This is a genomic window from Streptomyces sp. NPDC088732, from assembly GCF_044751205.1.
Lineage (GTDB): Bacteria > Actinomycetota > Actinomycetes > Streptomycetales > Streptomycetaceae > Actinacidiphila.
The window spans coordinates 320,097-339,102 of sequence record NZ_JBIVLI010000006.1 but is presented as its reverse complement, the minus strand read 5'-3'; the positions used below and the strand labels follow the sequence as shown (position 1 = coordinate 339,102).

The window sequence follows — 19,006 nt, the reverse complement described above, 5'->3', positions numbered from 1 at the left end:
CAGGCGGACGGCTGGGCGGAGGCGCACCCCGGGCTCGACGTGCGCTGGGCGGGCGCGCACCCCGCGGAGTCCGCGGCCGAACCCGACGACGGCCACGACCTGCGCCACCACGGCGACGCCGAGGTGCGCGACGACGGCGGCACGCTCACCGACCTGGCCGTCAACGTGCGTACCGGCACGCCGCCCGCCTGGCTGCGCGAACACCTGACCGCCGCACTGGGCGGCCTGGCCGCCTACCCCGACGGGCGGGCCGCGCGCCGGGCCGTGGCGGCGCGGCACGGCAGGCCGCCGGAGGAGGTGCTGCTCACCGCGGGCGCGGCGGAGGCGTTCGTCCTGCTGGCCCGGTCGCTCGGGGCACGCCATCCTGCCGTCGTGCACCCGCAGTTCACCGAGCCGGAGGCGGCGCTGAGGGACGCCGGGCACAGCGTCCACCGGGTGCTGCTGACCGAGGGGAACGGGTTCCGGCTGGACGCGGACGCCGTGCCGGCGCGGGCGGACCTCGTGGTGCTCGGCAATCCCACGAACCCCACCTCGGTCCTGCACCCCGCCGAGGAGATCGCGCGCCTGGCGCGTCCCGGCCGCACCCTGGTGGTGGACGAGGCGTTCATGGACGCGGTGCCCGGCGAGTACGAGTCACTGGCCGGCCGCCGCGACGTGCCGGGGCTGCTGGTGCTGCGCAGCCTCACCAAGACGTGGGGGCTGGCGGGACTGCGGGTGGGCTACGTCCTGGGCGACCGGGAGCGTGTCGCGGCCCTGGAGCGGGCCCAGCCGCTGTGGCCGGTGTCCTCGCCCGGCCTGGCGGCGATCGAGGCGTGCTGCGCGCCCGCCGCGCTCTCCGAGGCGGAGCGGGCCGCGCGGGCGGTCGCCGTCGACCGGGGCCATCTGCTCGCCCGGCTGGCCGAGTTCGAGGGCCTCGAGGTGGCGGGCCCGGCGCTGGGCCCCTTCGTTCTCGTGCGGCTGCCGGGGGCGGCCGCGGTGCGCGAGCGCCTGCGGGACCTGGGCTTCGCCGTGCGCCGCGCGGACACCTTCCCCGGCCTGAGCCGGGACTGGCTCCGGCTCGCGGTGCGCGACCGCGAGACCACCGACCGCCTCACGGTGGCACTTGCGAAGGCGGTCGCGCTCAATTCCTGACGCCGAGCACCTGCGGTGCCGCTGCCCGGACCGCCGCGGGACCCGGGCTTCGCCGCGCGCCACGCGGAAAGGGAATCGCACTCACGCCGAGCACCAGGAGCGCGCGTGCGCGAACTGCGCTTCGCCACGCGCCACCCTCCCCGGCCCGGACCGGGACCGGCCCCGCCTGACAGTGCGCGACCGCGAGACCACCGACCGCCTCACGGTGGCACTCGCGATGGCGGTCGCGCTCAGTTCCTGACGCCGAGCGCCTGGAGGTCGACGCCGCCCAGCGCCGGGTGGACGTAGGCGTTGGTCAGGCGTGCGGAGCGGTAGTTGAGCCGCCGGTCGTAGAGGAAGGGCAGCAGGGTGCCGCGGTCCTGGGCGGTGGAGTCGACGGTCCGCCACAGGTTGTCGGCGGCGTTGCGGTCGGTCGTGCCGTCGGCCTCGTCCATCAGGCTGTTGAGCTCGCGGTCGTCGAGCGCCGCGTAGTTGCTGGGGCTGCCGGGCAGCAGCAAGGGCCGCAGGAAGCCGGCCGGGGACGGCCAGTCGGACTGCCAGGTGATCAGCGCGATGCCCCAGCCCTTGGCCTTGAGCTGCTTCTGGTCGGCGAGCACGGGGTAGTAGTCGGCGGGGTCGGGGGTCTCGACCGTGGCCTTGACGCCGATCTTGGCGAGCTGGTCGCGCAGCGACTCGGCGGCCTTGCGGGCGCGCGGATCGCTGCCGGAGGCGGCGATGACGGTGCTGAACCCCTTGGCGCGACCGCACTCGCCCAGGAAGCGCTTTGCCTGCTCGGGGTAGCTGCCGCCGGCCGCGGTGCCGTAGGTGTCCAGGTGCCGGTCGTAGCCGCCGACGGTGGGCGGCAGCATGCCGCCCGCGATGTCGCCGGAGTCCTCGCCGCCGAGGGCGGCGCGCAGGGCGCGCCGGTCGGTGGCGTACTGCACGGCCCAGCGGCAGCGGTAGTCGTCGAAGGGCGGGACGGCGGTCTGCAGCGAGAAGTAGCGCACGGCGCCGGTCGTGACGAGGTCGGCGCGGGACTTCAGGGTGTTGTCGGCCAGGATCTTCGTGCGGGCGGCCTCCTGCACCCCGGTCTGGGCGGCGTCGAGGTCGGCGGTGCCGTCGAGCAGGGCGGCGTCCACGGCCGCGGCGTCGGGGACGATCGTCAGCTCGACGGTGTCGGGCAGCGCGGTGCGTATGGAGTCGGTCGACGCGTCCCACCGGTCGTTGCGGACGAGTTCGAGCCCCTTGGCGGCGTCGTAGGAGGCGATCCGGTAGGGGCCGCTGGCGACGGGCCGCTTCTCGTAGTCCGCCTTGGTGTCCTTCGCCCTGGGCACGGGCGACGACATGGGCAGGGCGAGCACGTACGGGAAGTCGGCGAAGGGCGCGTCGAGGTGGAAGACGATGGTGCGGTCGTCGGGGGTGTCGACGCTCTTCAGGCCGAGCCGGTCCGGGTCGGTGTCCTTGTACGGGCCCGGGTAGTCCTGGCCCTGGTCGAGCAGGTCGCGCAGGTGCGTGGGGCCGCTGGTGTACAGGTCGGTCGCGAAGGTGCGCTCGATGCCGTACTTGACGTCCTCGGAGGTGATGGGCGTGCCGTCCTCGAAGGCGATGCCCTCCTTGAGGGTGTACGTGTACGTGCGGCCGCCGTCCGAGATCCGCCCGGTGGAGGTGGCGAGGTCCGGGGCGAGGCCGGTGCCCGCGGCGCCGGGCTGCGGGGCGAAGTCCACGAGCTTGCGCAGGTAGAGCCGGCCCAGGTTCCACACCAGCGGCGAGTAGGTGCGGGCCGGGTCGAGGGAGTCCGGGGCGTAGGCGGAGACCAGCCGCAGGGTGCCGCCCCTGGCCGACGAGGGGCTGACGGCGCCGGTGAGCGCCCCGTTGTAGCCGCTGGCGGACTTCCGGGCGGCGATCAGGTCCTGGGCGACGGGTGGGTCGGGGTCCTTCTTCTTGTCGTCGCCGAACGGGTTCACGACGACGGCCACGGTGATCAGCACGGCGAGGACGGCGGCGCCGGCCGCGGCGACGACGCCGAAGCGGCGGCGCCGCACCCGCGGAGCGGACAGGGGCGTCGTCGACCCGGAGTCCCAGGCGGGGCGCGGCGCGGGGGCGGCGGCCCAGGGGCCGTACGACGGGGGGTTGTAGGCGGGGTGCTGCGGCACGGGGGCCGGCCGCGGCGGCGGAGGCAGCGCGAGCGGTGCGGTCGGCGGGGTGCGGGAGGCGAGCCAGCCGCTCAGCCGGTCCTTCATCTGGCGGGCGCTCTGCGGGCGCAGCGCCGGGTTCTTGGACAGCGCGGACAGCACGATCGCGTCCAGGGCGGGCGGCACCGCCGGGTTGCGCGCGGAGGGCGGCAGCGGTGTCCGGTGGACGTGGGCGTACATCACGCCGAGCGGGGTGGCGCCCCCGAACGGCACGGCGCCGGTGAGGAGTTCGGTGAGCATGCAGCCGACCGCGTACAGGTCGCTGCGGGCGTCGACGGCGTCGCCCGCGCACTGCTCGGGGGCCATGTAGCCGGGGGTGCCGATCGCGGAGCCGGTGCCGGTGAGGCCGGTGAGGGAGTGCACGACGCGCGCGATGCCGAAGTCGGCGACCTTGACCGCTCCCCCGGTGGTGATCAGCACGTTGGAGGGCTTCACGTCCCGGTGCACCAGGCCGCGGTCGTGGGCGTGCGCGAGGGCGTCGAGGATGTCGCAGGTGATGCGGACGGCCCGCTCGATCTCCATCGGGGCCTGGGCGCGGGCGAGTTCGGACAGGGTCCGGCCCTCGATGTGCTCCATGACGAGGAAGGGGACGACCGCGTCCTCCGTGGTGATCTCGTCCTGGTCGTGGACGGTCACGATGCCGGGGTGGTTGAGGCCGGCGGCGGCCCTCGCCTCGCGGGCGAAGCGGCGGCGGGCCTCGGGGTCGCGCGCCAGTTCCGGCAGCAGCGTCTTGAGGGCGACGGTGCGGCCCAGGCGTGTGTCGTACGCGAGATGGACCCGGGCCATCCCTCCGGACCCGAGCAGCGCCCGGATCTCGTACCGTCCCCCGAACATGAGACCCCCCGGCCCCGTCCGCGGCGGGCGCGCGGACACTCCTCATCAGGGTAGTGGCAACACCCTTTGTGGGACGCCGGACGTACACCCCTGTGGACAACGGCCGCGGAGGGCGGCTGCGGGCACTCGGCACAAGCCGCCCGTCGCCGCCCTCCGCGGACCTCTCCCCCCTCGACCCCCGAACCGCCCCCGGGGTCACCCGGACCCGTCAGTCCCGGGTGTTCTGGGCCGCCGTCCTGCGGCGGGTCATGCGGATGACGGCGAATCCGGCGACGAAGAGCAGCACCGAACCACCCGCGAGCCAGGGCGTCGTGCTGCTGCTGCCGGTCTCGGCGAGGTCCCCGGCCGCGGCCTGGGCGGACGGGGCGGCGCCGGGCGACACGGCCGCGTTCACCGGCTCGGCGGTCGCGCTCGGCTGCGCCGACGTGCCGGGCTTGCCGGACGCGTCACTGGTCTGCGGCGTGGGCGTCGCGCTTGCGTCGCCGTCGCCGTCGTCGCCGCCATCGTCACCGGGCTTGCCGCCGCCGTGACCGCCGCCGTGGTGACCGCCGTCGTGCTCCCCGTCGTGGCCGCCGCCGCCCCGGCCCGGCGTCTCGCAGGTGGCCTGCACCAGCGTGACCGTGCCCTTGACGTCGGCGACGTTCAGCTTGAGCGGGTTGATGGAGACGGTGAGTTCCAGGGCGGTGGCCGCGGCCGTGCGCGAGGTGACGGTCTTCTCGGCGAGGTCGAGCCGGACCTCGCCGACGCCGCCCACCTTCACGTCGGTGGGACCGACCGCGGAGACCCGGACGCGCTTGCCGAGCACGGTGACCCAGCCCGGCATCTCGACATCGGCGACGGGACGTTCGCCGGTCTCGCAGGTGGCACGGGAGGTGATGGCGTCGGCCTTGACGAGCCCGATGAGCGGCAGTCCGGGGACATGGACGCGCGCGTTGACGAGATTGGCGTACCCCTCCGCCTTGCGGCGGTCGACGGTGGCCCGGGCGGTGGCGACATCGGCCCGCAGGACGCTGAACGGGCGTCCGTGGTCGACGCCGTCGAGGGTCGCGGTGAGCGCGGTCTTGTCGGCGCTCGCGGGCGCCTGGACCTCGTTGAGCGTGAGGTTCAGCGGTACGTCGACGGTCTTGTTGAGCAGGGACACGTCCAGGCCGGTCCGCAGGACGACGGCACCGGCCTTGCCGGGTCCGCCGTGCGACCCCCCGGTGGCCGCGGCCGGGGACGCCGGCCCGAGCGCTATGGCGCCCGCCGCCAGCGCGACGGCGGCCCCCAGCGAGGCAGCCGAGCGGCGTGCGGGCATGCTGAAGGGAGAGCTGTACAAGGTGGAAAACCCCCAACTGGTCATGGAGTCGCCACGGCGCCGCTGAAGGGGACAGCGCGCTCGCCGGGCGACCTCGACCCCGTAATGATTTACGTACAGAGAGTGAACCGGCGCCGTCCTGACGTCGGTTCACTCCAAAGGGTGGTTTTCGTCCTCGTATTCGAACCTTCAGGCACGTACGTTCCCGTGTGTCACACCTGCGCCCTCGCGTATTCGAGCAGCTTCGCGAAGTCCAACGCCCCGGGGTCGCCGTGGGTGTTGTGGCAGAGCAGCCCCGCCGCCACATACGTGCGGGTCGACGTCGACAGGGAGGCGATCGGCTGCTCGCCCACCGGTTCCGCGCCCAGTACCTCCGCCTCGCCGGTCGCCCCGGCCACGGCGGCGCCCTCCCAGCCGGACGGCACGACCGGCCCGGCACGGACGATCCGGTGCTTGCCCGGGGTGAGTTCGCGGCTCGCCGCCCAGGTGTCGCCGTGCGGCTGCCGGACCAGCCAGGGATGGTCGGCGGTCGCGACCACCGCGCCGGCGGAGGTGGTGATCCGCCAGCACTCCTTCCTGGCGGGGACGTTGCGGGTGACCACCCCGCGCCGCAGCAGCCTGGGCTCGCCCTCCTCGTCGAAGGAGGCGACCTGGTCCCCCACGCGCAGGTCCGCCGCGCGCGTCAGGCCCCCGTCGGCGCGCAGCACCGGGGTGTCGGGGTGCACGCAGTTCTCCGGCACGTGCTGGTGCCCGCAGATCCCGTTGAAGGCGTTCCACTGGCGTGCCGTCATCCGCTGGCCGCCGGCGCTGCCGTAGGACCTGGGGTAGGGCAGCCACATCTTCGGACCGCTCAGGGGCACGTCGTGCTCGGTGTTCATCCAGGCGAGGAAGCGCGCGAGGTCACGCAGCGCCCACTGCGGCGCCTTGGGCCAGTACACATGGGCGGGCGTGCTGCCCCAGTCGTCGTGGGTCTCGGGGTCGCAGGTGCCGACGAGCTCCACCTGGCACACGTTGAGGGTGTTGGTCTCCACGCCGCCGGGCCGGTTGACCAGGGCGCGGGAGGAGATGTCGATGTCGAAGTGCTGGTACCAGACCAGCTTCTGGTTGGCGAAGTCCGGCTGGGCGGTCAGGTTGGGGGCGCTGGAGCCCTCGTCGTAGGAGGGCACCGACCTGCCCTCGGTGGTGTGCAGCACAACGGCGTTGACCTCCATCAGGTCCCCGCCGTAGTCGTCCTGGTACCAGTACCTGCGCGATGCCCCCGGATATTTCTGCGGTCCCTGCCTGGTCATGGTGCTCCCCGTCCCGTCGTGCGGATTCGGCCGGTTGAACCGATCGCAGCACGCCGCGGGGGGCCGGGCACGCCGATCCGGGCAGAATCACCCAAAACGGGGTGGAGTGTGGTAAACCCCCGACCGGGATCAGCCGACCACGCGCCCGCGCAGCACCACACGCCGGGGCGCGGCAAGGACGCGCACGTCCGCGCGGGGGTCCGTGTCGTAGACGACGAGGTCGGCGGAGGCGCCCTCGGTGAGGCCGTCGCGGCCGAGCCACTCGCGGGCGGACCAGGTCGCGGCCGAGAGGGCGTCGATCACGGGGATCCCCGCGGCGACCAGTTCGGCGACCTCGCCGCCGACGAGGCCGTGCGCGAGCGAGCCGCCGGCGTCGGTGCCGGCGAAGATCCGGATGCCGGCGTCATGGGCGGCCCGGACGGTGTCGTACCGACGGGCGTGCAGGCGCCGCATGTGGTCCGCCCAGCGCGGGAACTTGGCCTGCCCGCCGTCCGCGAGCTGCGGGAACGTCGCGATGTTCACCAGGGTGGGGACGATGGCCACCCCGTGCTCGGCGAAGAGCGGGACGGTCTCCTCGGTCAGGCCGGTGGCGTGCTCGACGCAGTCGATGCCCGCCTCGACCAGGTCGCGCAGCGAGTCCTCGGCGAAGCAGTGGGCGGTGACGCGGGCCCCCTCCTCGTGCGCGGCCGCGATGGCGGCCTCGACGGCGCCGCGCGGCCAGCAGGCGGACAGGTCGCCGGTCTCGCGGTCGATCCAGTCGCCGACGAGCTTCACCCAGCCGTCGCCGCGCCGCGCCTCCTGGCGGACGAGGGCGACCAGGTCCTCGGGCTCGACCTCCCAGGCGAAGTTGCGGATGTAGCGCCGGGTGCGCGCGATGTGCCGGCCCGCGCGGATGATCCGCGGCAGGTCGTCGCGGTCGTCGATCCAGCGGGTGTCGGAGGGCGAACCCGCGTCGCGGATCAGCAGCGTGCCGGCGTCGCGGTCGGTGAGGGCCTGCTTCTCCGAGGTGTGCGGCTCCACGGGGCCGTGCTGGTCCAGGCCGACGTGGCAGTGCGCGTCGACCAGGCCGGGCAGCGCCCAGCCCTCCACGGTGGTGACGTCGCGGATCCCGGCGGGGCGCTCGTAGGTCACCCGGCCGCCGATCACCCACAGTTCGTCCCGGACGTCCGTGGGCCCGGTCAGGATCCGGCCCTTGATGCGGAGCGCCGGCGGCGCCTGGTGATCAGCCATGCCAGCACTCTACGAGGCCGCGAGTACGCTCGGGGCCGTACACCCCTCCACCAGGACCGACCAGCACCCAGCAGCACCGACAAAGGAAGCAGCGCCGCCGTGTCCCACCCCTTCCTCGACCTGCCCCCGCTGACCGCCGGGCGCTTCGCCTCCATCGAGCGCCGGGTCGCGGCGCTGCTGCGGACCGGGAACGACGTGGTGATCACGCAGGGCGAGGCGCTGCTGCCGCTGGAGGGCTGCATCCGCTCCGGCGCCCGCCCCGGCTCGACCGCGCTCAACGTGGTGACCGGGCCGTACGGGCAGACCTTCGGCAACTGGCTGCGCGACGCGGGCGCCGAGGTGGTCGACCTGGAGGTGCCCTTCCACGCCGCGGCCGGCGCCGAGGATGTCGCGCGGGCGCTGGCCGAGCACCCGGAGATCGATTTCGTCTCCCTGGTGCACGCGGAGGCGGCGACCGGCAACACCAACCCCGTCGCGGAGATCGGCGAGGCCGTCCGGGCGCACGGCGCGCTGTTCATGGTGGACGCGGTGGCCTCGGTGGCCGCCGAACCGCTGGAGGTCGACGCGTGGGGTGTGGACCTGTGCGTGATCGGCGCGCAGAAGGCGATGGGCGGTCCCGCCGGCGTGTCCGCGGTCTCGGTCGGCGAGCGGGCGTGGCGGCGTTTCGCGGAGAACCCGGCGGCGCCCCGGCGCTCGTACCTGTCGCTCCTGGACTGGAAGGAGCGCTGGATCGACACCGGCCGCAGGGCGCTGCCGCACGCGCCCGCGCAGCTGGAGATGCTCGCGCTGGAGGCCTGCCTGGAGCGCATCGAGGAAACCGGGCTCGGCACGGTCCTCGCCCGTCACCGGGCCGCCGCCGCGGCGACCCGGGCCGGTGCCGCCGCGCTCGGCGCCGCACTGGAGCCCTATGTGCACCGGGACGCCGACGCCGCGCCGGTCGCCACGACGCTGCGCACCCTGGACGGCGTGGCCGCGGACGAAGTGGTGGCCCGCGCGCTCACCGCCGACCCGGCGCTGCCCCTGGTGGCGGGGGGCGGCGCGCTCGCCAAGGAGATGGTCCGCGTCAACCACTACGGCCCCGACGCCTCCCTCGACACCGTCCTGCGCACCCTGCGCGCCCTCGGCACGGTCCTCGGCGCGACGGACCCGGCCGCCGCCCTCACCGCGGCCGAGGCGGCCTGGTCGGCCTGAGCGCCGCCGTCCCGGCGGGTTCCCCGTCCCGGGGAGGGTTCCCGCCCTCCCGCCCGTGTGCCCTGTGAAGTCACGCACCCCGACGCGCGTTGTGGGGGGCCGGGTGCGGGCCCTCCGGGGCTGCCATTCTGGACAGCACATTTAGGTGCCTCAGGTACCCGGTCTGAGCGCTCCGCATCACGCACCCAAATATGCTCCAGTGTCCAGAACGCCACCCTCCCCCAGCTACCGCTGGGAGGTGCCCCCAACTCCCCCGCCCCCTCAGGTCTCGTCCCGCGCCTGATCCCCGGTGGGGGGTGAGGGGTGAGGTGCCCTGGGCGGGCATCGGCGCTTCGCCGACGGGCGGCGTGAGCACGGTGCCGCTCACCACCCCCTCCGAGGATCAGGCGCATGACGAAACTGAGGGGGCGGGGTCGGAGGGGTGGATGTGCTGGACGTTCGGCATATTTGTGTGCGGGATCCGGGGTGAACAAATCGGGTGCTGGAAATGCACGTAAATATCCAGTCCAGGACGTGCAGCCCCGGAGGCCCCGCACCCGGCCCACCCTCACACGCGCGTCGGGGCGCCCTGACTTCACAGGGCACACGGGCGGGCGGGGAAAAAACCCGGAACAGCAAGCGCAGCGTCAGGGCTCGCGGCGGCCGTTGAACCGCCGCGGCACCCCCGACCCGTTCGCGTCCCGCAACTCCACCGGCAGCAGCCCCTCCGGCGCATCCTGGTAGACGACCGGCCGCAGCCACCGCTCGATCGCCGTGCCGCCCACCGACGTGGACGTCGACGTCGTGGCGGGGTACGGGCCGCCGTGGTGCATGGCGGGCGCCACCGCGACGCCGGTGGGCCAGCCGTTGACCACGATGCGTCCCGCCAGGGGGGTCAGCCTGCGCAGCAGTTCCGCACCGTCGCCGGACGCCTCGGCCTCGCTCAGGTGCGCCGTGGCCGTGAGGTTCCCGGGGAGCCGGCCGAGCACGCCCTCGACCTCCTCCGCGTTCGCGTAGCGCGCGATGACCGTGACGGGCCCGAAGTGCTCCTCCAGGAGCGCGTCGTGGGCGCCGCCGCCCTCCGCCAGCCGGGCGGCCGGGACGGAGACGAAGCCGGCCCGCACCAGGCGCTCGCCGCCATCGCCGGGCTCCACGGGGGCCTCCACGTCGGGCAGTGCGGTCAACTCGCCGACGCCCGCGATGAAGTTGTCCCGCATGCGCGCGTCGAGCAGCGTGCCGGGGGCGACGTCGCCGACGGCCGCCGCCAGCGACTTGAGCAGCCGGTCGCCCGCCTCGCCCTGCGGGGCGAGGACGAGGCCGGGCTTGACGCAGAACTGGCCGACGCCGAGTGTCATCGCCCCGGCGAGGCCCGTGCCGATCTGCTCGGCGCGCTCCTCGGCCGCGGCCTCCGTGACGACGACGGGGTTGAGGCTGCCCAGTTCGCCGTGGAACGGGATCGGCACGGGCCGGGCGGCGGCCGCGTCGAAGAGGGCGCGTCCGCCGCGTACGGAGCCGGTGAAGCCGGCGGCGGAGACCAGGGGGTGGGTGACGAGGTCGATGCCGGCCTGAAAGCCGTGGACCACGGAGACGACGGCGGCGGGCAGGCCCACGGCGACGGCGGCGCGGCGCAGGGCGTCCGCGCACAGTTCGCTGGTGGCCGGGTGGTCGGGGTGGGCCTTGACGACGACGGGGCAGCCGGCGGCGAGGGCGCTGGCGGTGTCGCCGCCGGGCACGGAGAACGCGAGCGGGAAGTTGCTGGCGGCGTAGACGGCGACGACGCCCAGCGGGATCTTCCAGCGCCGCAGGTCGGGGCGGGGCGGGGTGAGCGCGGGGTCGGCGTGGTCGATGATGACGTCGAGGTAGGCGCCCTCGTCGACGATGTCGGCGAAGGCACGCAACTGGTAGGCGGTGCGGCCGAGTTCGCCGGTGAGCCGGGCCGGCCCGAGGGCGGTCTCGGCGTCCGCGGCCTCCAGGATGCGGGGGCCGGCCTCCTCCAGGAAGTCGGCTGCGGTGCGCAGCAGGCGCGCCCTGACCACGCGGTCGGCCAGTGCCGGGGCCGCGGCGGCCGCGGCGCGCACCACGGCGTCGACCTCCTCGGCCGTGGCCTCGACGGCGACCTGTTCCCGCTGCTTCCCCGTCCGGGGATCGACGCTCCACACTGGTACGGCCACCGCGGGTACCTCCAGGCCTTCCGTTCGATATACTGAACAGCATCCGCAACTGTGAATCTGTTCGGGAGCCTACTTGCGCGGGTCCCGGCCGAACAAGAGGGGTCCGGTCCAGATGGCTGCAGGTGAGGGCGGCGCGCAGGTCAAGTCCGCGGTGCGGACGGTGGAGCTGCTGGAGTTCTTCGCCGGCAAGCCCGGTATGCACAGCCTCGCCGCCGTGCAGGAGGCCGTCGGCTACCCCAAGTCCAGTCTGTACATGCTGCTGCGCACGCTCGTGGAGCTCGGCTGGATCGAGACCGACGCCACCGGGACGCGCTACGGCATCGGGGTGCGCGCCCTGCTGGTCGGCACCTCGTACATCGACGGCGACGAGGTCGTCGCCGCGGCACGCCCGACCCTGGACCGGCTCTCGGACGACACCAGCGAGACCATCCACCTGGCGCGGCTGGACGGAACGAGCGTGGTGTACCTGGCGACCCGCCAGTCCTCGCACTATCTCCGGCCGTTCACGCGTGTCGGACGGCGGCTGCCGGCCCACTCGACGTCGCTCGGCAAGGCGCTGCTGGCCACGTACACCGACGAGCAGGTCCGCAAACTGCTGCCGGAGACGCTGGAGCCGCTGACCGAGCACACCCACACCGACCGCGAGAAGCTGATCGCCGAGCTGCGCCAGATCCGCGAGCAGGGCTACGCGGTGGACCGCGAGGAGAACACCCTCGGCCTGCGCTGCTTCGGCGTCGCGGTCCCCTACCGGACGCCCTCCCGGGATGCCATCAGCTGCTCGGTGCCGGTGGCCCGGCTGACCCCGGCGCACGAGCAGCTGATCAAGGACGCGCTCTTCGACGCGCGCGACCGTCTCACGCTGGCCACGCGCCGCCTGTGACGCACCCGGGCCGCACGCCGGCCGACGGCCCCGGCGACGGATCCCGTGCGGCAGGGACGGTCCCCAACATCCCCTAGGATCAGGGGAGTTGGGGCGCCGCAACGTTGCCCGTCCCAGGACTTGGAGGACCGGTGCGTCGCCCCCGCTCCCTTTCCGGCTGGACCATGGCCGTCTTCGGTCTGCTCGCCGCCGCGCTCGGCATCGTCGGGATCGTCTCGCCTGCCGTCCAGCTGTCCCTGCTCGGCTTCCACCGGCCGGACGCCCGCACGAGCGGTGACTACACCCTGGTCTTCCTCACGGCCTCCTCCATGGCCGCGCTCAACATGGGCGTCTACTACGTGCTGGCCGCGCTCGCCGACTGGCGTGCCTTCTTCCGCTGGACCGTGCCCTTCCGCCTGCTGACCTTCGCGGTCTTCACCACGGCCGTGGTCATCGGCCGGGCACCGTCCGGGTTCCTCGGCGTGGGGGTGTGGGAGGGACTCGGCGCCCTCGTGACGGGCGCCGCGCTCTGGTACGAGGGCCGGCGGGAGCCGGCCCGGCCCGCACCGGCGGTCTGACCGCTCACTCAGCGAGACGGCGGGCCAGGGCCGCCGCCTCCCTACGGCCGGGCCGTCCGTCGACGACCGCGGTGCGGACCAGCCGCGTCACGGCGCCCCCCGGCGGGACCGGCAGCCGTTCCGCCCAGGCCAGCGCGGAACCGACGCCCGGGTAGTCCGCGACACGGACGAACCAGGGGTCGCGCCGGGTCTCCTCGGTCGCACCGGCGAAGACCAGCGTCCACCGTCCGCCGGTCAGGGCCAGCCAGTCGGCGGTGCGCCCGTGCACCGCCTCCTCGCCCTCGGCGTCCGCCGTGAACACCGCCGCCCGGCCGGGACCGCGGGGCGCCCGCCAGAAGAAGCCGCCGTACCCGGCGCCGGGGCGGCCGCTGGTGGCGGGGCTGCCGAGGGACACCGGGCGCGGTCCCGGGTTGGTCAGGGTGAAGGCGAGGTCGAGCGCCCAGCAGTCCTCGCCGAGGGCGCGGACCGCCACCGTGCGCCGCTCACGGAGCAGTTCGGTGCCGTCGGCGCGCCAGGACAGCTCCTCGGTGAAGCCGTACGGGCCGTCCTCCGGGCCGCGCACGGGTTCCTGCACCCCGTGGTCGTCGCGCTCGACGTACCCGCGCCCGCGGACGAAGGTGGGGCCGCCCCAGAAGTTGCGTCCCGCCACGTCCGGCACGGCGACGCCCGCCCCGAGGTGGTGCGGGTGGTCGGCCGGCAGGAAGCCGGTGACGGGCACCCCGCCGAGGGTGGTCAGCGGATGCAGGTAGGGCCGCGGGGACAGCCGGCCGGGCAGCACCGGGCGGTGCACGTACCGGCCGACGTCGCGGCCCCCGGCCCGCAGGGGCGTGGACGTCCTCGGCGCGCCCTCCCCGGAGCGGGGCGGGCGGCCCGGCGGGGCGGCGGGGACCATGGCCGTGCTCCTTCGAACGGGTGCGGGCGGGGCCGGTCAGCCCGCGTACGGCTCCGGCACGTCTCCCGGCCGGGCCAGGAAGCGGAAGTCGCAGCCGGTGTCGGCCTGGGTGATCTGATCCTGGTACAGCGCGCCGTAGCCGCGGCCGAAGCGCGGCGGGGGCGCCTGCCAGCCCGCCCTGCGGCGTTCCAGTTCGGCGTCGTCGACCTCCAGGCGAAGCAGGCGCGCCCCGACGTCGAGGGTGACCGGGTCCCCGGTGCGGACGAGGGCGAGCGGGCCGCCGATGTGCGACTCGGGTGCGACGTGCAGCACGCACGCGCCGTAACTCGTCCCGCTCATCCGGGCGTCGGAGATCCGGACCATGTCCCGCACGCCCTTCTCCAGCAGCCGGCGGGGGATCGGCAGCATCCCGTACTCCGGCATGCCGGGACCGCCCAGCGGACCGGAGCCGCGCAGCACCAGGACGCTGTCCTCGGTGATGCCGAGGCCGGGGTCGTCGATGGTGCGCTGCAGGGCGCGGTAGTCCTCGAAGACGACGGCCGGGCCGGTGTGCTTCAGCAGGCGCGGCTCGGCGGCGATGTGCTTGATGACCGCGCCGTCCGGGCACAGGTTGCCCCGCAGGACGGCGACGCCGCCCTCGGAGGCCAGCGGGTCGTCCAGCGGGCGGATCACGTCCTCGTGGTGGACGAGGGCGCCCGCGAGCTGTTCGCGCAAGGTGGTGTGCGCGACGGTCGGCCGGTCGAGGTGGAGCAGCCCGGCGTCCCGCAGCCGGGTCAGGAATCCGGGCAGGCCGCCCGCGAAGTGGAAGTCCTCCATCAGGTACCGGCCGCCGGGCCTGACGTTCGCCAGCACCGGGACCGTGCGCGCGACGCGGTCGAAGTCGTCCAGGGTGAGCCGGACCCCGCTGCGCCCGGCCATCGCGATCAGGTGGATCACGGCGTTGGTGGAGCCGCCGAGGGCCAGCACGGTGGCCACCGCGTCCTCGTACGCCTCGCAGGTCAGGACCGCCGGCAGCCGCAGGTCCTGGCGCACCAGGTCGACGATCCGCATGCCGGAGGCCGCCGCCATCCGGTCGTGCGCGGAGTCCACGGCGGGGATCGACGAGGCCCCGGGCATCGTCACGCCCAGCGCCTCCGCGGCGGCGGTGAGCGTGGAGGCGGTGCCCATGGTCATGCAGTGGCCCGGCGAGCGGGCGAGGCCGCTCTCCAGTTCGGCCATCTCGCAGTCGCCGATCAGCCCGGCCCGCTTGTCGTCCCAGTACTTCCACATGTCGGTGCCGGAGCCGAGCACCTCGCCCCGCCAGTGGCCGGGCAGCATCGGCCCGGCGGGGACGAAGACGGCCGGCAGGCCGGCGCTGGCGGCGCCCATGAGCAGCGCGGGCGTCGACTTGTCGCAGCCGCCCATCAGCACCGCGCCGTCCACGGGGTACGAGCGCAGCAGCTCCTCGGTCTCCATCGCGAGCAGGTTGCGGTAGAGCATGGGCGTCGGCTTCTGGTACGTCTCCGACAGCGTCGCCACGGGGAACTCCAGGGGGAAGCCGCCCGCCTGCCACACCCCGCGCTTGACCGCCTGGGCGCGGTCGCGGAGATGGACGTGGCAGGGGTTGATGTCGCTCCAGGTGTTGAGGACCGCGATCACCGGCTTGCCCAGGTGCTCCTGCGGGAGGTACCCGAGCTGGCGGGTGCGGGCCCGGTGGCTGAACGAGCGCAGTCCGTCCGTGCCGTACCAGCGGTGGCTGCGCAGTTCCTCCGGCTTCTTCACGGCTCAGACCCCCCAGCCGGCCAGCAGGGCCGCGACCCTCGCGCGCCGGGACGCCGTGAGGGGGTGACTCGGCGGGCGCACGTCGCGGCGGCACAGGCCCAGTCCCGCCAGCGCCTCCTTCACCACGGACACGTTGTTCGCGGAACCCTCCTCGGCGCGCAGTCCCTCGAACTCCCGGATCCGCTCCCACACCCGCATGGCCGCCGGGTGGTCGCCGGCGCGCAGCGCGCGCAGCATCTCCAGCGACAGCCGCGGCGCCACGTTGACCAGGCCCGAGGTGAAGCCGGTCGCGCCGACCGCCCAGTGGGCGGGCGCGTACAGCTCGGCGAGGCCCGCGACCCAGGTGAAGCGGTCCAGCCCCGCGTCCCGCGCCACCGCGGCGAAGCGGGCGGGGTCGGGTACCGCGTACTTCACCCCGACGACGTTCGGGCACAACTCCCCCAGCCGGGCGATGCGCTCGCCGTCCAGGGCCGGGTCGCGGACGTACGGCACGACGCCGGTCTCCGGGACGGCCTGCGCTATGGCGCGGTGGTACTCCACCCAGCCGTCCGGGGAGACGTACGGGTGCACCGGCTGGTGCACCATCACCATGTGCGCGCCGGCGTCCCGTGCGTGCCGCGCGGCGGCCACGGCGGTGGGCAGGTCGAGTCCCACGCCGGCGACGACCCGCGTGCCCGCGTCGGCCTCGGCCATCGTGAGTTCCACGACCAGGCGGCGCTCGCCCGGGTCGAGGGCGTAGAACTCCCCGGTGTTGCCGTTCGGCGTGACCGTCCGCACCCCGCTGTCGAACAGCCGCCGCAGCAGCGCCCGGTAGGTGTCGCGGGCCACGCCGCCGTCCGCGTCGAAGGGGGTCACCGGGATCGCGACGACCTCGGCGAGGGCGGCGGACTGCGCTGCGAACGACATGGTGTGGCCCTTCGGTCGGAGGAGCGGCCGGTCCGGCGCGGGGGGGGTGCGGTTCAGGCGGTGGCGCCGTCGGGGAAGGCGCGCGCGACGAAGCCCGCCATGTGGTCGTGCAGGAGGCGGGCGGCGCCCTCGGCGTCGCCCGCCCGGGCGCGGGCGAGGATGTCCCGGTGCTCGCGCGCCTCCCGCTCCCAGGAGGGGTTGCGCTGCCAGGCGGCCGCCGAGACCAGCGCCGCCTGGTCGCGGAGGTCGTCGAGGACCCGGGCCAGCAGCGGATTGCCGCAGGGCCCGTACAGCGCCCCGTGGAAGTCCCGGTTGGCCAGGGACCGTTCGCCCCGGTCGGCGGCGGCGTCCGCCCGCTCCAGTGCCTCGTGGGCGGCGTCGAGCGGGGCGCGGCGGGCCACGGTGCGGCGCAGCGCCTGCGGTTCCAGCAGGAGGCGCACGTCGTAGACCTGGTGCGCCGTCTCCGCGTCGACCGTGCGCACGGTCGCGCACTTGTACTGGCTCATCACCACCAGCCCGGTGCCCGCCAGCGTCTTGAGGGCCTCCCGGACAGGGGTCTTGGACACCCCGAACCCTTCGGCGAGTTCGGTCTCGACCAGGGCCTGCCCCGGTGTCAGCCGTCCGGTCAGGATGCCGTGCCTGATCGCCTCCAGCACCACCTGCGTGCGGGACGGGATGGGGGTCGGGGCCGCACCGGCCAGCAGGTCCATGGGACGGCTCTCCGTTCTCACCCGGGTCTCATGTACGAGGTCTCATATATGACATGCCCCTACGACGACGGTAGGACGGCGTCCGGGGCCCGTCAATGGGTCCGGCCGGCGCGGACGGTGACGGGCCGTTCGGGGGAACGGCCGGTGTGGTGGGGCGGAGCCCGGCGGTACGGCTTCTACGTTCGGCAGGCATGACGCACGTATCGCCGGACGCGGACCGCGCCGCCGCCCCCGCCCGGCGCGCCGCCCTGACGGCGCTGGCCGGCGGCGCGGGGGCCCTGCTGTCCGCCGGGTGCACGCCCCTGGGCGTCTCGTCCGCGGCGAGGTCCCCCGAAGGTGCCGGGCCGTCCGGCTCGCCTTCGGCGGGCGGCCCGACGCCCGGCGTGATGACCCTCGTCGAGGACCCGGACCTCAACTTCAACGCGCTGCTCGCGCTGGGCGCTTCGGGGCAGGGCGCGGCCGAGGTGGGCGAGGTGCTGACCGCCGTGCGGGCGATCAACGAGGCCGGTCCCTCCGCGCGGAGCTGGACCGCCGTGTTCGAAGCGCTCGGCGACCGGCTGACGAAGGCGCCCGAGGGGCCCGCGCCGGACCGGCGGACCACCCGCTCCCGCGCCCTGCGGGCCGCCCAGTACTACGGGCAGGCGCTGTTCTTCGTGCTCGGCTCCGACGACCCGGGCCGTGAGGAGCGGCTGTACCGGGCCGGGCGGGACGCCTGGGACACCTTCTGCTCGCTGTGCGACCCGGCTCCGGTGACCGCGCGGGTCCCGTACGGGAGGACGCCGATGCCCGTGTGGTTCTTCCGCCCGGACACCTCGGCGCGGCGGCGGCCCACCGTGATCCTGACCAACGGCAGCGACGGCCAGAACGTCGACATGTGGACCTACGGTGCGGCGGCCGCCCTGGAGCGCGGCTGGAACGCCCTGGTGTACGACGGCCCGGGGCAGGGCCAGTTGCTCTTCGTGGACCAGGTGGTGTTCACGCCGCGCTGGGAGACGGTCGTCGGCCCGCTCGTCGACTGGCTGACGGCCCGGGACGACGTGGACACCGGCCGGATCGCCCTCACCGGGCTCAGCATGGCGGGCGCTCTCGCGCCCCGGGCCGCCGCGTTCGAGCCGCGGATCGCCGCCCTGGCGGCCATGCCCGGTGTGCTGCGGCCCTGGCTGGGCTTCCCCGCGGAGATCCGCAGGATCCTCACCCCGGACCCGCGGGAGACCAACACCCTGTGGAACAAGGAGGTCGTCCCGGCGCTCTCCCCCGAGGACGCCGCGACGCTGCGGAAGCGCATGGAGCCCTTCTCCGTCCGGGCGATGCTCGACGCCCGCGCGGGGCGGATGTTCACCGACTTCTCCACTCCCGCGCGGCGCGTCCGGGCCCTGGACGTCAGCGGGGTGGTGGGCCGCATCACGGCGCCCACCCTGGTCCTCGACTACGACTTCGAGCAGTTCTACCCGGGGCAGCCGCGCGACCTGTACGACCGGCTCACCGCCCCCAAGGACTACGTGAAGCTGACGGCCGCCACCGGGGCGCAGCTGCACTGCTCCCCGATGGCGCCGCAGCAGCACTGCGAGGTCGTCCTCGACTGGCTGGCGGACACGCTGAGGACGCGCTGAGCAGGGCGGCGGTCCCGCAGAAGTTCAGGACGGGCCGCGCTCGAAGAACTCGAAGAAGGTGCCCTTCCGCAGCCTCTCGTACGCGGGCTCGGCTCTCGCCGTCCACGCGTCGATGTCGGCCGCCATGGAGGGGAAGCACTCCTTGAAGGGCCCCGCCAACGCGGCGATCTCCTCCCAGGAGTCCGCCAGGAACGTCTCGTTCTCCAGGCCGATCGCGACGGCCACCCGGAAGGGGTCGTCCGACCGCAGCCACCGCCTCCCCGCCTCGGCGATGCGCGCCACGTCCCCGGCGGCGACGATCCACGACATGGACAGGAGCTGCTCGGCGACGTATCCGGGCGTGACGCCGGGGGCCCGGTGCTCGACCAGGAAGTCCATGACGTCCTCGGCCTCCACG

15 protein-coding genes are annotated in these 19,006 nt (G+C 74.6%); 5 read left to right on the top strand and 10 right to left on the bottom strand.

Annotation, left to right across the window (positions count from 1 at the left end; translation table 11 throughout):
- Positions 1 to 39: 39 nt before the first annotated feature.
- On the top strand, positions 40 to 1,131 hold the full coding sequence (cobC, locus tag ACIP9H_RS13775) for an Rv2231c family pyridoxal phosphate-dependent protein CobC (RefSeq protein ID WP_401584770.1): 1,092 nt from the start codon (positions 40 to 42) through the stop codon (positions 1,129 to 1,131).
- 230 nt (positions 1,132 to 1,361) lie between these two features.
- Here cobC and ACIP9H_RS13770 read toward each other — a convergent pair whose 3' ends face one another.
- The 4 genes from ACIP9H_RS13770 to ACIP9H_RS13755 all read right to left on the bottom strand — a co-directional run bounded on the left by ACIP9H_RS13770 (position 1,362) and on the right by ACIP9H_RS13755 (position 7,952).
- On the bottom strand, positions 1,362 to 4,136 hold the full coding sequence (locus ACIP9H_RS13770) for an ABC transporter substrate-binding protein (RefSeq protein WP_401959152.1): 2,775 nt from the start codon (positions 4,134 to 4,136) through the stop codon (positions 1,362 to 1,364).
- Positions 4,137 to 4,344: 208 nt separating this feature from the next.
- Entirely contained in the window at positions 4,345 to 5,433 is a 1,089-nt protein-coding gene (locus ACIP9H_RS13765) for an SCO1860 family LAETG-anchored protein (RefSeq protein WP_401584564.1), read from the bottom strand.
- Between the two features lie 212 nt (positions 5,434 to 5,645).
- Complete coding sequence (locus tag ACIP9H_RS13760) at positions 5,646 to 6,722, bottom strand: Hint domain-containing protein (protein ID WP_401584561.1); 1,077 nt, start codon at positions 6,720 to 6,722, stop codon at positions 5,646 to 5,648.
- 129 nt (positions 6,723 to 6,851) lie between these two features.
- Positions 6,852 to 7,952, bottom strand: coding sequence for an amidohydrolase family protein (locus ACIP9H_RS13755; RefSeq protein WP_401584558.1), 1,101 nt, complete (start codon positions 7,950 to 7,952; stop codon positions 6,852 to 6,854).
- A gap of 99 nt (positions 7,953 to 8,051) precedes the next feature.
- Between ACIP9H_RS13755 and ACIP9H_RS13750 the strand changes: the two genes are divergently transcribed.
- Positions 8,052 to 9,143, top strand: a complete 1,092-nt coding sequence (locus ACIP9H_RS13750) for a pyridoxal-phosphate-dependent aminotransferase family protein (protein WP_401584555.1) — start codon at positions 8,052 to 8,054, stop codon at positions 9,141 to 9,143.
- Between the two features lie 626 nt (positions 9,144 to 9,769).
- Here ACIP9H_RS13750 and ACIP9H_RS13745 read toward each other — a convergent pair.
- Positions 9,770 to 11,293, bottom strand: a complete 1,524-nt coding sequence (locus tag ACIP9H_RS13745; protein WP_401959149.1) for an aldehyde dehydrogenase (NADP(+)) — start codon at positions 11,291 to 11,293, stop codon at positions 9,770 to 9,772.
- A 112-nt stretch (positions 11,294 to 11,405) separates the two neighbouring features.
- Between ACIP9H_RS13745 and ACIP9H_RS13740 the strand changes: the two genes are divergently transcribed.
- Positions 11,406 to 12,173, top strand: a complete 768-nt coding sequence (locus ACIP9H_RS13740; protein WP_401959147.1) for an IclR family transcriptional regulator — start codon at positions 11,406 to 11,408, stop codon at positions 12,171 to 12,173.
- A 164-nt stretch (positions 12,174 to 12,337) separates the two neighbouring features.
- A complete protein-coding gene (locus ACIP9H_RS13735) occupies positions 12,338 to 12,730 on the top strand; it encodes a hypothetical protein (RefSeq protein WP_401959209.1) in 393 nt (130 codons plus the stop codon).
- 4 nt (positions 12,731 to 12,734) lie between these two features.
- Here ACIP9H_RS13735 and ACIP9H_RS13730 read toward each other — a convergent pair whose 3' ends face one another.
- From ACIP9H_RS13730 to ACIP9H_RS13715, 4 genes are read right to left on the bottom strand one after another with little or no spacing between them, the layout of a single operon-like run.
- Entirely contained in the window at positions 12,735 to 13,622 is an 888-nt protein-coding gene (locus tag ACIP9H_RS13730; protein ID WP_401959145.1) for a PmoA family protein, read from the bottom strand.
- Positions 13,623 to 13,658: 36 nt separating this feature from the next.
- Positions 13,659 to 15,383, bottom strand: coding sequence for an L-arabinonate dehydratase (gene araD, locus ACIP9H_RS13725; RefSeq protein ID WP_401959143.1), 1,725 nt, complete (start codon positions 15,381 to 15,383; stop codon positions 13,659 to 13,661).
- A gap of 3 nt (positions 15,384 to 15,386) precedes the next feature.
- A complete protein-coding gene (locus ACIP9H_RS13720; protein ID WP_401959141.1) occupies positions 15,387 to 16,289 on the bottom strand; it encodes a dihydrodipicolinate synthase family protein in 903 nt (300 codons plus the stop codon).
- Between the two features lie 53 nt (positions 16,290 to 16,342).
- On the bottom strand, positions 16,343 to 16,999 hold the full coding sequence (locus tag ACIP9H_RS13715) for a GntR family transcriptional regulator (RefSeq protein WP_401959207.1): 657 nt from the start codon (positions 16,997 to 16,999) through the stop codon (positions 16,343 to 16,345).
- Between the two features lie 191 nt (positions 17,000 to 17,190).
- Here ACIP9H_RS13715 and ACIP9H_RS13710 point away from each other — a divergent pair, with 191 nt between their 5' ends.
- Positions 17,191 to 18,609 carry an alpha/beta hydrolase family protein gene (locus ACIP9H_RS13710; RefSeq protein WP_401959140.1) on the top strand — a complete coding sequence of 473 codons (1,419 nt, stop codon included), beginning with the start codon at positions 17,191 to 17,193 and terminating at the stop codon, positions 18,607 to 18,609.
- Positions 18,610 to 18,633: 24 nt separating this feature from the next.
- On the opposite strand, the gene ACIP9H_RS13705 is transcribed toward ACIP9H_RS13710, so the two are convergent.
- Positions 18,634 to 19,005 carry a hypothetical protein gene (locus ACIP9H_RS13705; protein WP_401959138.1) on the bottom strand — a complete coding sequence of 124 codons (372 nt, stop codon included), beginning with the start codon at positions 19,003 to 19,005 and terminating at the stop codon, positions 18,634 to 18,636.
- Between the last annotated feature and the right edge of the window lies 1 nt (position 19,006).

Bases quoted from the DNA above. Each gene is read 5' to 3' on its own strand.
- ACIP9H_RS13770 (WP_401959152.1), bottom strand. From the start codon at position 4,136: ATGTTCGGGGGACGGTACGAGATCCGGGCGCTGCTCGGGTCCGGAGGG.
- ACIP9H_RS13765 (WP_401584564.1), bottom strand. From the start codon at position 5,433: ATGCCCGCACGCCGCTCGGCTGCCTCGCTGGGGGCCGCCGTCGCGCTG.
- ACIP9H_RS13760 (WP_401584561.1), bottom strand. From the start codon at position 6,722: ATGACCAGGCAGGGACCGCAGAAATATCCGGGGGCATCGCGCAGGTAC.
- ACIP9H_RS13755 (WP_401584558.1), bottom strand. From the start codon at position 7,952: ATGGCTGATCACCAGGCGCCGCCGGCGCTCCGCATCAAGGGCCGGATC.
- ACIP9H_RS13740 (WP_401959147.1), top strand. From the start codon at position 11,406: ATGGCTGCAGGTGAGGGCGGCGCGCAGGTCAAGTCCGCGGTGCGGACG.
- ACIP9H_RS13735 (WP_401959209.1), top strand. From the start codon at position 12,338: ATGGCCGTCTTCGGTCTGCTCGCCGCCGCGCTCGGCATCGTCGGGATC.
- ACIP9H_RS13730 (WP_401959145.1), bottom strand. From the start codon at position 13,622: ATGGTCCCCGCCGCCCCGCCGGGCCGCCCGCCCCGCTCCGGGGAGGGC.
- ACIP9H_RS13720 (WP_401959141.1), bottom strand. From the start codon at position 16,289: ATGTCGTTCGCAGCGCAGTCCGCCGCCCTCGCCGAGGTCGTCGCGATC.
- ACIP9H_RS13715 (WP_401959207.1), bottom strand. From the start codon at position 16,999: ATGGACCTGCTGGCCGGTGCGGCCCCGACCCCCATCCCGTCCCGCACG.
- ACIP9H_RS13710 (WP_401959140.1), top strand. From the start codon at position 17,191: ATGACGCACGTATCGCCGGACGCGGACCGCGCCGCCGCCCCCGCCCGG.